The sequence below is a fragment of the Mycetocola sp. 2940 genome (genome assembly GCF_040548835.1).
Lineage (GTDB): Bacteria > Actinomycetota > Actinomycetes > Actinomycetales > Microbacteriaceae > Mycetocola_A.
On sequence record NZ_JBEPSK010000001.1, the window covers coordinates 281475 to 293807 of the forward strand.

The 12333-nt window shown below is 67.2% G+C and carries 14 protein-coding genes; 1 reads left to right on the forward strand and 13 read right to left on the reverse strand.

The window, feature by feature from the left end; all coding sequences use genetic code 11:
* Nucleotides 1-13 precede the first annotated feature (13 nt).
* From ABIE24_RS01345 to aroC, 7 genes are all read right to left on the reverse strand, one after another.
* Nucleotides 14-382: a hypothetical protein gene (locus ABIE24_RS01345; protein ID WP_354496052.1), complete on the reverse strand. Its 369-nt coding sequence runs from the start codon at nt 380-382 to the stop codon at nt 14-16.
* Between the two features lie 315 nt (nt 383-697).
* Nucleotides 698-1111, reverse strand: a complete 414-nt coding sequence (gene nusB, locus ABIE24_RS01350) for a transcription antitermination factor NusB (protein WP_354496054.1) — start codon at nt 1109-1111, stop codon at nt 698-700.
* The gene (gene efp / locus ABIE24_RS01355) at nt 1111-1674 is read right to left on the reverse strand and encodes an elongation factor P (protein ID WP_354496056.1); all 564 of its coding nucleotides are present in this window, start codon (nt 1672-1674) and stop codon (nt 1111-1113) included. Before efp ends, nusB begins: the two co-directional genes overlap by 1 nt.
* A gap of 97 nt (nt 1675-1771) precedes the next feature.
* Complete coding sequence (locus ABIE24_RS01360) at nt 1772-2209, reverse strand: type II 3-dehydroquinate dehydratase (protein WP_354496058.1); 438 nt, start codon at nt 2207-2209, stop codon at nt 1772-1774.
* Entirely contained in the window at nt 2206-3282 is a 1077-nt protein-coding gene (gene aroB, locus ABIE24_RS01365) for a 3-dehydroquinate synthase (protein WP_354496060.1), read from the reverse strand. The genes ABIE24_RS01360 and aroB overlap by 4 nt, the downstream gene beginning before the upstream one ends.
* Complete coding sequence (locus ABIE24_RS01370) at nt 3279-3746, reverse strand: shikimate kinase (protein WP_502916226.1); 468 nt, start codon at nt 3744-3746, stop codon at nt 3279-3281. Before ABIE24_RS01370 ends, aroB begins: the two co-directional genes overlap by 4 nt.
* A gap of 41 nt (nt 3747-3787) precedes the next feature.
* A complete protein-coding gene (gene aroC, locus ABIE24_RS01375) occupies nt 3788-4999 on the reverse strand; it encodes a chorismate synthase (RefSeq protein ID WP_354496064.1) in 1212 nt (403 codons plus the stop codon).
* Nucleotides 5000-5094: 95 nt separating this feature from the next.
* On the opposite strand from aroC, the gene ABIE24_RS01380 reads away from it, so the two are divergent.
* The gene (locus ABIE24_RS01380; protein ID WP_354496066.1) at nt 5095-5826 is read left to right on the forward strand and encodes an SDR family oxidoreductase; all 732 of its coding nucleotides are present in this window, start codon (nt 5095-5097) and stop codon (nt 5824-5826) included.
* 15 nt (nt 5827-5841) lie between these two features.
* Here ABIE24_RS01380 and ABIE24_RS01385 read toward each other — a convergent pair whose 3' ends face one another.
* The 6 genes from ABIE24_RS01385 to rpsD all read right to left on the reverse strand — a co-directional run bounded on the left by ABIE24_RS01385 (nt 5842) and on the right by rpsD (nt 12229).
* Complete coding sequence (locus ABIE24_RS01385; protein ID WP_354496068.1) at nt 5842-6705, reverse strand: shikimate dehydrogenase; 864 nt, start codon at nt 6703-6705, stop codon at nt 5842-5844.
* Nucleotides 6705-8036 carry an endolytic transglycosylase MltG gene (mltG, locus tag ABIE24_RS01390; protein WP_354496070.1) on the reverse strand — a complete coding sequence of 444 codons (1332 nt, stop codon included), beginning with the start codon at nt 8034-8036 and terminating at the stop codon, nt 6705-6707. The genes ABIE24_RS01385 and mltG overlap by 1 nt, the downstream gene beginning before the upstream one ends.
* Complete coding sequence (gene ruvX, locus ABIE24_RS01395; RefSeq protein WP_354496426.1) at nt 8033-8509, reverse strand: Holliday junction resolvase RuvX; 477 nt, start codon at nt 8507-8509, stop codon at nt 8033-8035. The genes mltG and ruvX overlap by 4 nt, the downstream gene beginning before the upstream one ends.
* 12 nt (nt 8510-8521) lie before the next feature.
* The gene (gene alaS / locus ABIE24_RS01400) at nt 8522-11179 is read right to left on the reverse strand and encodes an alanine--tRNA ligase (RefSeq protein WP_354496072.1); all 2658 of its coding nucleotides are present in this window, start codon (nt 11177-11179) and stop codon (nt 8522-8524) included.
* A 42-nt stretch (nt 11180-11221) separates the two neighbouring features.
* Complete coding sequence (locus tag ABIE24_RS01405; protein ID WP_090712773.1) at nt 11222-11455, reverse strand: hypothetical protein; 234 nt, start codon at nt 11453-11455, stop codon at nt 11222-11224.
* 144 nt (nt 11456-11599) lie between these two features.
* Nucleotides 11600-12229, reverse strand: a complete 630-nt coding sequence (gene rpsD / locus ABIE24_RS01410; protein ID WP_297359944.1) for a 30S ribosomal protein S4 — start codon at nt 12227-12229, stop codon at nt 11600-11602.
* Nucleotides 12230-12333 lie beyond the last annotated feature (104 nt).

A 12333-nucleotide genomic window follows, 5' to 3' on the forward strand; every position in this document is an offset into this window, starting at 1 on the left:
TCGCGTTCGGGGTTTAGGGGCAACCCTCCATGAGCTGGATGCCGTGCTCGGTCTGCCTGCTGACCAGCACGGACCCGTTGGAGTCGCAGATGGCGTTCACGAGCAGTGCGTATCCTTCGCCGCTCTGGTAGTTGCCGTTCTCACCCGGGAGGCCGAAGCCCTGGACGGTTCCCGGGGGAACGAACGCCCAGGCCTCAGGAGCTCCAGGGAAGACGCTGGGCAGCCACGCCCAGTTGCCCTTGATGATCGGGCCGTCGGTGCACACCGATCCGCACGCGGCCGGCGGCCGGGACACGTTGGTACAGTCCAGGGCCGAGGCGGCCGTGGGGATGAGGACGAAGCCGGCGGCAAGCCCGACCGCCATGAGGGATTTCTTGAACACGATCTCTCCTTTGAAAGGTGCTGAAAGCGCGTACCAACGCGGTAGCGCCGTCCCCCTCATGATCCGGGCCACGATACTCAGACCTGATCGCCCGGTCAACGGGCCTACGCTCGTTCCTGATGGTCGTGCCCGCGGGCGCGCGGGCGATTTTGCCGCGCGCGGCATCACATGCACCCGCGCGGCGCAGGAACACCCGCGCGGCATCCGGGTTGGTCGTGTTCTCGGGGTGCGCTACCGGCGGCGGGACTCTCCCGCAACGCCGAAACGCCCGCCACCGCACCGGAGTGCGACGACGGGCGTCCGAACCAGGCGGTCTTAGCCGTTCGCCTGCGCGATCTTGCCGAGCAGGCCGTTGACGAAACCGGCCGAGTCGTCGGTCGACAGCGTCTTGGCCGACTCCACGGCTTCGTCGATCGCGACAGCGGCGGGGATCTCGTCGTTGAACAAGACCTCCCACACGCCGATCCGCAGGATCGCACGGTCGACGGCGGGCATGCGCGCGAGGGTCCAGCCCTGGGCGTACGTCTCGATCTGCTCGTCGATCTCTTCGGCGTTGTCGATGATGCCATCGACGATGTCGCGGGCGTAGAGCCAGGATGCTTCACGCTGCGGTTCGCTCGCCGCGCGCTTCGCTTCGACGGTCAGCGCTTCACGCAGCGGAAGGTCCCGGAGATCGGCGCCATAGAGGATGTCGAGGGCCCGTTTGCGGGCTTTACTGCGGGCGCTCACTAGTCGTTGACGCGGCCCATGTAATCACCGGTGCGTGTGTCGACCTTGACCCTGGTGCCCTGCTCGAGGAACAGCGGAACCTGGATCTCGTACCCGGTCTCGACGGTGGCCGGCTTGGTGCCGCCGGTCGACCGGTCGCCCTGGAGCCCGGGCTCCGTGTAGGTGATCTCAAGAGTGACGGATGCCGGCAGCTCCACGTACAGCGGGTTGCCGTTGTTCAGGGCGATGGTGACGGCCTGGTTCTCGAGCATGAAATTCGAGGCATCACCGACGACGGCGGCGGGGACGCTGAGCTGGTCGTAGTCGGCGACGTCCATGAACACGAACGAGTCACCGTCCTGGTAGAGGTAGGTGAAGTCGCGGCGGTCGACATTCTCGATGTCGATCTTGGTGCCGGCGTTGTACGTGCGGTCGACGGTCTTGCCCGAGACGACGTTCTTCAGCTTGGTGCGGACGAACGCGCCGCCCTTGCCCGGCTTGACGTGCTGGAATTCGATGACGTTCCAGAGCTGGCCGTCGATGTTGAGGACGATTCCGTTACGGATGTCGGCGGTAGATGCCATGAAGAGGGGGTTCCATTTCAGTGGGAAGAGGTCCGGCCCGACGGGGCCGTCTCTGCAGAGTTTACCTGCAGCGGCTGTGAGGCGCCAAAGACGGCGTTCAGCTCAGGCGCGTGACAGCCGTCAGTGCGAGCCGGTACGAGTCGAACCCGAAGCCGGCAATCACCCCGGTCGCGACACCGGAGATGACGCTCGTGTGCCTGAAGGTCTCCCGCGCGTGCGGGTTGCTGATGTGCACTTCGACCAGCGGGAGGCCGGCCTTCGAAACGAGCGCGGCGGCATCCCTCAGCGCGTAACTGTAGTGCGTGAACGCCGCGGGGTTGAGGATGACCGGCCAGCCGGAGTCGACGGCTTCGTACAGCCAGGAGATCAGTTCGGCTTCATCGTTGGTCTGCCGCAGGTCGACGGTGACGTCGTCGGGCGCGTCGCTCTCGAGCAGCACGCGAAGGTCATCGAGGCTGCCGCTGCCGTACACGTCGGGCTCGCGCGAGCCGAGGCGCCCGAGGTTGGGGCCGTTGAGGACGAGGACTGTGGTCATGAACCGATCTCCTGGTAGGCGGCGAAGAGCAACGCCGTTTCGGGACCGGCGAGCACCGTCGGCTTCGCGAGGTCGTCGAGCACGATGAAGCGGAGCATCCCGGCGCGGGCCTTCTTGTCGCGCTGCATCGTCGCGAGCAGGGTGTTCCAGCGGCCGACCGGGTATTCGGTCGGAAGGTCGAGCGAATCGAGGATGCTCCGGTGCCGGTCGGCGACGGCGTCCGGAAGGCGCCCGGCCAGTCGCGACAGCTCTGCGGCGAACATCATGCCGACGGAAACGGCTGCGCCGTGCCGCCACTGGTACCGTTCCGCGTGTTCGATGGCATGGCCGAGGGTGTGTCCGTAGTTGAGGATCTCGCGCACGCCACCCTCCTTGAAGTCTTCGCTGACGACGCGCGCCTTGAGGGCGATCGACAGTTCGACCACCCGACGGAACGCGTCGGAGGTCGGGTCGGTGACGGCGTCGACGTCGGCTTCGATGAGGTCGAGGATTTCGGGCTCGGCGATGAAACCGCATTTCACGATCTCGGCGAACCCGGCGAGGATCTCGTTCCTCGGAAGGGTGTCGAGCAGGTCGAGGTCGACGATCACGCCGGCCGGGGCGTAGAACGAGCCGACGAGGTTCTTGCCCTCGTTCGTGTTGATCCCGGTCTTGCCGCCGATCGCGGCGTCGACCATGCCCGCGACTGAGGTCGGGACCTGAACGAGGCGGACCCCGCGGAGCCAGGTGGCCGCGACGAACCCGGCGACATCGGTCGTGGCTCCCCCGCCGAAACCGATCACGGCGTCGCTGCGGGTGAAGTCCGCCTGCCCCATGATCTGCCAGCAGAATGCGGCGACCTCGACCCGTTTGCCGGTTTCGGCATCCGGGATCTCGGCCAGGAGAACCTGGTACCGGTCGGCGAGGCTGTCGCGAAGCTGTTCCGCCTTGGCCGCGAGGGTGGGCGGGTGCACGAGCAGGATCTTCGCGACCGGGTCGCCGAGCATGGCAGGAAGACGGTCGAGGATGCCGCGGCCCACCTCGATGCTGTACGCAGCGTCTCCGGTTACCTCAAGAGTGGTGATCTCGGTCATGCGGTTCCTCTCGCCCAGTCGGCAATTCGTTCGGCGATCTGCTCGATCGGCTCGCTCGACGTGTCGAAGCTGATCGTCGCCAGTCGTTCGTAGACCGGGCGGCGTTCGTCGTAGATGCGCTGCCACTCGCCTGTGCCGTTCTTCAACAACGGTCGTTTTTCGGTCTTGATCCGCGCGGCGACCGCCTCACCGGTGATGGTCAGCAGGACGACGGTGCACGCGGCGAGGTCGGCCTGGGTGTCGGCGTTCAGCACGGCCCCTCCCCCGAGCGAAACCACTGCAGGCTCCGCCAGCGCCGCGACGACGGCGGCGCGCTCGAGTTCACGGAATGCCGGCTCGCCGCGGTCGGCGAAGATCTCGGTGATCTCACCGTGCTCGGCGACGATGCGCTTGTCGGTGTCGATGAAGGGCACGTCGAGCGCACGGGCGACCCGGCGGCCGATCTTCGTTTTGCCGGCACCCATCGGTCCGATCAGGACCAGGGGAAGCGGGAGCTCTGCTGCGCTCACAGGAGTTCTGGCGTCGATTCCGTCGCGGTTCTCAGCCCGGCCGGAATGGCGGCGAGGTAGGACTGGAGGTTGCGCCGGGTCTCTTCGACGGCGTCTCCTCCGAACTTCTCCAGGACGCTGTTGGCGAGGACGAGGGCGACCATGGCTTCGGCGACGACCCCGGCAGCGGGGACGGCACAGACATCGGAGCGCTGGTGGTGCGCGCCGGCGGCCTCGCCGGTGGCGACGTCGACCGTGCGGAGCGAGTGTGGGATGGTCGCGATCGGTTTCATCCCCGCCCGGACCCGCAGGACGGTTCCCGTGCTCATGCCGCCTTCGGTGCCTCCGGCCTTGTCGCTCGACCGGACGATCTCATCGTCGATCGCGAAGAGCTCGTCGTGCGCGTCCGAGCCCCGGCGGGTGGTGGTGAGAAAGCCGTCTCCGACCTCGACGCCCTTGATCGCCTGGATGCCCATGAGCGCCTGGGCGAGCTGCCCGTCGAGCCGGCGGTCCCAGTGCACGTGCGAACCGAGGCCAGGCGGCAGCCCGTAAGCGAGCACCTCGACGACTCCGCCGAGCGTGTCGCCGTCTTTCTTGGCGGCATCCACTTCCTCGACCATCCGCGCGGAGGTCGCGGCGTCGAAACAGCGCAGCGGATCGGCGTCGAGCTGGTCGACGTCAGCCGGCGTCGGAAGCGGGCTGCCTTCCGGCACCCGCACGGGTCCAATCGACAGGGTGTGGCTGACGAGGGTGATGCCGAGCTCGGCGAGGAACCCGCGCGCGACGGCGCCGAGGGCGACGCGCGCCGCCGTCTCCCGGGCGCTCGCACGCTCGAGGATGGGACGGGCCTCATCGAAGTTGTACTTCTGCATACCGACGAGGTCTGCGTGGCCGGGGCGCGGGCGGGTCAGCGGCGCACTGCGGCCGCGGGACTTCTCGGTCTCCTCGACCGGTTCAGGGTTCATCACCTCGACCCACTTGGGCCATTCGGTGTTGCCGATGCGCACGGCGACCGGGCTGCCGAGGCTGAAACCGTGGCGCACCCCACCCGAAATGTTGAGTTCGTCCTGCTCGAACTTCATCCGCGAACCGCGGCCGTAACCGAGCTTCCGGCGGGCGAGGTCGGCGCGAATGGCGTCGAGTGAGACGGGGACGCCGGCGGGAAGACCCTCGACGATTGCAATGAGTTCCGGGCCGTGAGACTCTCCGGCAGTGAGCCAACGAAGCATGGCTCTATCCTTCCACAGCACCGATGCCCGCTCGAACGCCGCCCATCCGCTAGCCTGCAGGGAATCGGGGTTCAGGACGACGAAAGGTGACGCAGGTGGAGATTCTGGTAACCGGGGGTACCGGCAACCTGGGCAGGCTCGTCGTCGACCGCCTGCGGGCCGCCGGGAACAGCGTGCGGGTGCTGAGCCGTTCGTCCCGGCCCGGTGTCGTGACCGGTGACCTGGTCCGGAATGTCGGGCTCGGCCCGGCCGTGGCAGGCGCAGACGTTCTCGTGCACTGCGCGACAGGCCGCAACGACGCGAGGGCCACGGCGAACCTGCTGAGCGCCGCGCAGGCGGCAGGATCCCCGCATGTCGTCTACATCTCCATCGTCGGGGTCGACCGCATCCCGTTCTTCCTGTACCGGCAGAAGCTGCGGTCCGAAACCCTGATCGCGAACAGTGGCCTGCCGTTCACGATCCTCCGCGCCACCCAGTTCCACACCCTCGTCGCCTCGATCTTCGACGCACAGCGGCGACTTCCGGTGCTCTTCGTCCCGTCGGTCATGGTCCAGTCGGTCGACGTCTCCGACGTCGCCGACGCCCTGGCCGCCCTCGCCACCGGCGCTGCGGCCGGCCGGGTGGCCGACCTCGGCGGTCCCGAACGTCGGCCTGCCGGCGCTGCCGCCACCGAGTGGCAGAAGGCAGAGCGGCATCAGCGCAGGCAGGTGACGTTTCGGGTGCCTGGGGGCATGTTCCGCGCGCTCCGAGCGGGACTCAACACCACCCCTGGCACCCGGACCGGCTCCGTTCTCTTCGCGGACTTCCTGGCCGCACGGAGCCGTTGACGGGCTTCGACGAGTTCAGTCGAGGGGGATGCCGCGGTCGTCGAGGCCGACGGATGCCAGCATGCCGGCGAGGACGTCGCCCTCGCGGTCGAGCCGCTGGAAAGGGTCGTTGGACGAAAAAATCCGCACCTGCACGAGGGCCTGCTGGACGAGCATCGACAGGCCGTTCGCGACCGGCCTGCCAGCCCCCGCCCACGTCGTCGCCAGCTCGCTCGGCCACGGGTCGTAGGCGACGTCGAGCAGGGCGGCCTGGGCGAGGACGTCCGCCGGATAGGCCACAGGTGATGCGGACCGGCCGGGCAGGGTGCTGATCACGAGTTGCGGCCGGGGAAGCTCCGCGGCGTCGCCGAAGCGGGCCAGGTCGACCGTGAGGCCGGCGCGCCGCCCGAGCGCGATGAGCGGCTCGGACTTCTCGGGTGAGCGGGCGAGCACGGACACCGAGATCGCGCCGAGTTCCGCAGCCGCAACGACGGCGCTGGCGGCGGTCGCTCCCCCGCCGAGAATGTGGACGTGTGCTGCTTCGGTGACGTCGATGGCGGCCAGGGCCCGGGTGATCCCCGCCACGTCGGTGTTGTAGCCGAACGCGGTGCGGCCAGCGCCTGATCCGACGAATCGGAGGGTGTTGACGGCGCCGGTGAGTTCCGCCATGGCATCCCGCGTGTCGGCCAGGTCGTAGGCGACCTGTTTGAGCGGCATGGTCAGCGACAATCCGCGCCAGTCGTCGCCCAGGCCGGAGACGACCCCGGGCAGGTCGGCGGCGACCACGTCACGGGAGTCGTACTCCCAGTCGAAACCGAGCAGCCGGTACGCGGTGCGGTGCAGCACCGGTGACTTCGAGTGGGCGATCGGGGAGCCGAAGACGGCGAGACGGTCGACCATCAGCAGCCCTTGCCCGGGTTCGCCGTGCACCAGGCCTTGAGTTGCTGAACCGCGGCGCCGTGCTCGGCGACCGTGTTCGTGAACACGGTTTCACCGGTGTCGAGATTGACCGTGACGAAGAACAGCCAGGTTCCCTCCGCCGGCGCCATGGCCGCGGCGATGGCTGTGTCGCCCGGGTTGGCGATCGGGCCGATCGGGAGGCCGGGGCGAGTGTACGTGTTCCACGGGTTGTCGGACTCGAGGGCTTCCTTCGTCGACCAGACCGAGCCCGGTTCCGTCACCTCCGCGTACTGGGCGGTGGAATCCATCTCGAGGTTCATGTTGGTGTCGAGGCGGTTCTGGATCACCCGGCTGACCTTGTAGAAGTCCTCCTCCAGTCGTGCCTCACGCTGGATGATGGAGGCGATCGTCAGGATGCGCTCCCTGTCCGCCTCAGGCACGCCCGCGTTGTCGAGCGACTGGATCGTGCGGTCGACAAGGACCTGGATGATCTGCTGGGCAGTCAGGTCCGGGTCGAACGTGTAGAGGGCAGGGAAGAGCCAGCCTTCGATCGACGGCACGCCGGACTGAACACCATAAATGGTCGGATCCGCCACCGCGGCCTGAAACTCTTCGACCGGGATCTCGGTGCCGGCGGAGAGTTCGGTGAGTATCTCAGCACCGGTGATTCCCTCGCGCAGAAGTACGGTCCGTTCGATCTTGTTCGCCGGGTCGAGCAGCGCATCGAGGGCTGCCTGCGCGCTCATCTTCTTCGCCAGCAGGTAGACGCCCGGGTGGAAGACCGGCTCGCTCGACTGGGTGAGGAGCAGCTCGTAGAAGGCTTCGGTGGTTTTGGTGACGCCGCTGTTCTTCAGCGTGCGCGCGATGTCGCTGCCGTCGTCGCCTGACGCGATCGCCACTTTCACCTCGCCGTCGCCTTTGCCGACGTAGTCGACGGGCTCCTTCCAGCCCATCACTTCGCGGATCTGCGGCTCGAAGGTGTTCCACACGTAGAGCCCGCCTCCGCCGATACCCGCGAAGAGGACGAGGACCACGATGGCGGCGATCAAGCCGGTCTTCTTGCGCTTCCCGCGCTTCTCGCGCGGCGGGTACTCCGAATCTGCCGCTCGCCGGCCAGTCCTGCCCGCCGGCGGCTCAGCCGGTTCCGGGAACTCGCGTGGTGGTTCGTCGCTTGCGACGGGTGCGGCGGCGCTGGCACGCGCAGCCTGTTCCCGTGCCTCACGCCGTGACATCGGTGCTGCGGCATCCGGCGCGGCAGGCGCGGGCGGCTCTGAGCCGTCTGGTCTGAAAATGGCGTCGAACGCATCGTCGCGCGGCGTCTGTCCAGTCACTCCTGGGATCCTTCGTTCGTGCCGACCAGCGAGCCCGGTGGCAGCGCACTGCCCCGTTCCGTGTCGAGGGCATGCTGCAAGATTATGACGGCGGCGACCTGGTCGACAATTCCGCGGGACCCCTTCTGCCGTTTTCCCGACGTCCGCAGGGCGGAATGCGCCGAAACCGTGGAAAGACGCTCGTCGACGAGCCGCACCGGGATGCCGGATGCTGCGGCCAGCGCGGTCGCGAAGGTCACAGCGTCGTCGGTTGACGCGGTGTGCCCGCCCGACAGGGCGAGTGGCAGGCCGACGACGATCTCGATCGGATCCAGCTCGGCCGCGATCTGGAGAATGCGACCAATGTCGGCGTTCCCGGTGGCTGCGCGAGGAACCGTCTCGATGGGGGTCGCCAGCATCCCGTGTGCGTCTGACCGGGCTACGCCGATGCGCGCCTTGCCGACATCGATACCGAGCCGGACGCCCGCGCGCATATCCGTCACGGGTTAGCGGGCGACCGCGTCGACGATGGCGGACAGCGCGGCCGGGATGGCTGTGACATCCGAACCGCCGCCCTGGGCGAGGTCATCCTTGCCGCCGCCGCCTCCGCCGAGAATCCCCGCGGCGGTCCGGGCCAGCTGGCCCGCCTTCGCGCCCAGGCCTCGAGCGGCGTCGTTGGTGGCGACGATGACGATCGGACGATCGTTGACGGTGGCAGCCAGCGCCACGACGGATGCCGCCGACCCGAGTCGTTCACGGACACCGGTCACCAGCGCACGGAGGTCGTCCTGTGACGCGAGTGCACCGAGCGACTCAGCCACAAGGCGGTAGCCGCCGCCGTCGCGCGCGGTGGACACCAGCGCGGGGATGCGTTCCGAGAGCGCACGCGCTTCGAACGACTGGATCTTCTTCTCGGCCTGCTTGAGGTTCGCGACAAGTTCGGCGATCCGGTCGGGAAGCTGGTCGCGCGGTGTCTTCAGAGAGGAGGTGAGCTGTGACACGATGGCCCGCTCTGCGGCGAGGTCGCGGAACGCCTCGAGTCCGACGAGCGACTCCACCCGACGGTTGGTGGATCCGACGCTCGACTCGCTGACGAGGTTGATCATGCCGATCTCGGCGCTGGATGCGACATGGGTGCCTGCGCAGAGTTCACGGGACCACGGTCCCCCGATGTCAACGACGCGCACGACGTCGCCGTACTTCTCGCCGAACAACGCCATCGCTCCGAGCGACTTGGCCTCGTCGAGCGGCAGCTCGCGGGTGCTGACCTCGAGGTTGTCGCGGATGGCGTTGTTCGAGACCTCTTCGATCTCGGAGCGCGTCTCCGGCGACAGGCCTGAGTTCCAGGTGAAGTCGAGGCGCAGGTAACCGGCCTTGTTGTACGAACCTGACTGGTGCGCGTTCGGGCCGAGGATCTGGCGCAGGGCCGCGTGAATGATGTGGGTGCCGGAGTGCGCCTGTTTCGCACCGCGGCGGTAGTCCGCGTCGACGACGCTGCGGGCGAGGCTGCCCACGCCGACTTCGCCACGGGAGACCTGGACCTTGTGGCTGATGAGCCCCTTGACGGGTTTCTGGACGTCGAGGACTTCGAGCTCGAATCCCGGGCCGACGATGAGGCCCTGGTCGGCTTCTTGCCCGCCGGACTCCGCGTACAGCGACGTTTCGGCGAGGATCACTTCGGCGATGTCGCCGACCGCTGCCGTCGTCACCGAATGGCCGTCGACGATCAGGCCGAGGATGCGCGATTCCGTTTCGAGTTCGGTGTAGCCGGTGAACACCGTCTCGCCGTGCGCGCGGAACGCGCTGTAGACGGAGAGGTCGGCGAGGGCCGTCTTCTTGGCTTTCGCGTCGGCTTTCGCCATCGACCGCTGCTTCGCCATGAGGGCGTCGAACGCCGTGCGGTCCACAGACAGTCCGGCCTCCTCCGCGATCTCGAGGGTGAGGTCGATCGGGAAGCCGTACGTGTCGTGAAGCAGGAAGGCGGTGTCGCCCGGGAGCTTGGCGCTTCCCGCACCTTTCGTCTTCGTGACGGCGAGATCGAGGATGGTGGTCCCGCCGGCCAGCGTGCGGAGGAACGTCTCCTCTTCGCCGAACGCCGCCTGCGAGATCCGCGCGTAGTCGTGCTCGACTTCGGGGTATGAACTCTTCATGGCATCGCGGGATGCGGCGAAGAGCTCGGGAAAGGACGCTCCGTCGAAGCCGAGGAGACGCATCGCGCGAACGCTGCGGCGCATCAGGCGGCGGAGGATGTAGCCGCGGCCTTCGTTCGACGGGGATACCCCGTCGCTCATGAGCATGAGCGAGCTGCGGACGTGGTCCGCGATGACGCGCATGCGCACATCGTCGGTGTGGTCGGCGCCGTAGCGGCGCCCGGCGAGTTCGGCGGCGCGGTCGAGGACTGGACGGATCTGGTCGATCTCGTACATGTTCTCGACGCCCTGCTTGAGGAACGCGACGCGTTCAAGTCCCATGCCGGTGTCGATGTTCTTGCGCGGGAGTTCACGTTCGATCCGGAACTCGGTCTTCGACTTCACGTCGCCGATCAGGTACTGCATGAACACGAGGTTCCAGATTTCGACGTACCGGTCGTCATCGGTCGCAGGACCGCCGTCGGCACCGTAGGCCGGGCCCCGGTCGAAGAAGATCTCGGAGCAGGGGCCCGCAGGCCCAGGCTGACCGGTGTGCCAGTAGTTGGTGTCCTTGTCCAGGCGCTGGATGCGCTCCTCGGGAAGGCCGGCGATCTTCTTCCACAGGGCGATCGCTTCGTCGTCGTCCTTGTAGACGGTGACCCAGAGGTCTTTCTCGTCGAATCCGTACCCGCCGGCGTTCTCCGGGGTGGTGAGCAGCTCCCACGCGTGGGAGATCGCCCCCTCCTTGAAGTAGTCGCCGAAGGAGAAGTTGCCGTTCATCTGGAAGAACGTCCCGTGGCGGGGGGTCTTGCCGACTTCTTCGATGTCGTTGGTGCGGATGCACTTCTGCACGCTTGTCGCCCGGGGATACGGTGCCGGAACGAGGCCGGTGAGGTACGGGACGAAGGGGACCATGCCGGCGACGGTGAAGAGCAGCGACGGGTCGTCTGAGACCAGCGAGGCAGAGGGGACGACGGTGTGGCCACGCTCGGCAAAGTAATCAAGCCAGCGCTGGCGGATATCAGCGGTCTTCATGGGTCCGTTCGAGAAGTTCGGGGGTGCGCCGAAGCGCGGGAATCAGTTTTTGTTGAGATCGCCGAGCGCGTCTTCCGCGTTCCGGGCGAGGTCGTCGATCTTGTCGCGAAGTTCCGCTTCGCGCTCCTTGTATGCGTCGGCGACCGTCTCGCTGAACTCCCGAAGCTTGATATCGAGGTCGGCGAAGAATTCCTTGCCGCGCTGGGTCTTGTTGATTTCGTGGGCAACCACGAAACCGGCGCCGATTCCTGCGATCAACCAGAGCAGGTTCTTCATAGGGGCTCCTTGCATAACTGAGGGGCGGATGCGTCCAAGCGATTCATCCTATCGGTGAAGTCTTGGGCCCCGCCGAAGATGTAAGGGAACGAAGAACGGGGCCGCGGCAATAGCCGCGACCCCGTTCCAGCGTGAGGCGAATGCCTAGCGAGCTGCGTAGTACTCCACGACGAACTGGACTTCACAGGTCACGGGGACCTCGGCACGCTTCGGGGCGCGCACGAGACGCGCCTGCAGCTTGTCGAGCTCGACCTCGAGGTACGGCGGGAGCTTCGGAAGAACGTCGACGTGTCCGCCGGCCGCTGCGACCTGGAACGGCTCGGTGCCTTCGCTCCGTGCCTTGACGTGGATGAGCTGACCCGGCTTCACGCGGAACGACGGGCGGTCGACGAGCTGGCCGTCGACGAGGATGTGGCGGTGCACAACCATCTGACGTGCCTGCGCGGTGGTGCGGGCGATGGCGGAACGCACGAGGAGAGCGTCGAGACGGGTCTCGAGGATCTCGACGAGGTTCTCACCGGTCAGGCCCTTGACCCGACGAGCCTCTTCGAACGCGATCTTCAGCTGCTTCTCGCGGATGCCGTACTGGGCGCGCAGGCGCTGCTTCTCGCGAAGACGCACGGCGTAGTCGGAGTCGGTCTTGCGCTTGGTGCGGCCGTGCTCACCCGGAGCGTAGGGGCGCTTCTCGAGGTACTTGGCTGCCTTCGGGGTGAGGGCGATGCCCAGTGCCCGGGACAGGCGGGTCTTGCTGCGTGTACGTGACTTGGTAGACACGGTTTCCTTTCGATGGAATCTCTGACGATGTGGTGCCGGCGCACAGAAGCGCGACCGGAAAGTAAGAGGGGTGAGCCGGAACAGTTCGGCTAAAGAACATGTCC

What these genes read in the sequence shown, in the direction of transcription:
- efp (WP_354496056.1), bottom strand. Translation starts at nt 1,674, where the DNA reads ATGGCATCTACCGCCGACATCCGTAACGGAATCGTCCTCAACATCGAC.
- ABIE24_RS01360 (WP_354496058.1), bottom strand. Translation starts at nt 2,209, where the DNA reads ATGACCACAGTCCTCGTCCTCAACGGCCCCAACCTCGGGCGCCTCGGC.
- aroB (WP_354496060.1), bottom strand. Translation starts at nt 3,282, where the DNA reads ATGACCGAGATCACCACTCTTGAGGTAACCGGAGACGCTGCGTACAGC.
- ABIE24_RS01370 (WP_502916226.1), bottom strand. Translation starts at nt 3,746, where the DNA reads ATGGGTGCCGGCAAAACGAAGATCGGCCGCCGGGTCGCCCGTGCGCTC.
- aroC (WP_354496064.1), bottom strand. Translation starts at nt 4,999, where the DNA reads ATGCTTCGTTGGCTCACTGCCGGAGAGTCTCACGGCCCGGAACTCATT.
- ABIE24_RS01385 (WP_354496068.1), bottom strand. Translation starts at nt 6,705, where the DNA reads ATGGTCGACCGTCTCGCCGTCTTCGGCTCCCCGATCGCCCACTCGAAG.
- ruvX (WP_354496426.1), bottom strand. Translation starts at nt 8,509, where the DNA reads ATGCGCGCGGGCGTCCGGCTCGGTATCGATGTCGGCAAGGCGCGCATC.
- alaS (WP_354496072.1), bottom strand. Translation starts at nt 11,179, where the DNA reads ATGAAGACCGCTGATATCCGCCAGCGCTGGCTTGATTACTTTGCCGAG.
- ABIE24_RS01405 (WP_090712773.1), bottom strand. Translation starts at nt 11,455, where the DNA reads ATGAAGAACCTGCTCTGGTTGATCGCAGGAATCGGCGCCGGTTTCGTG.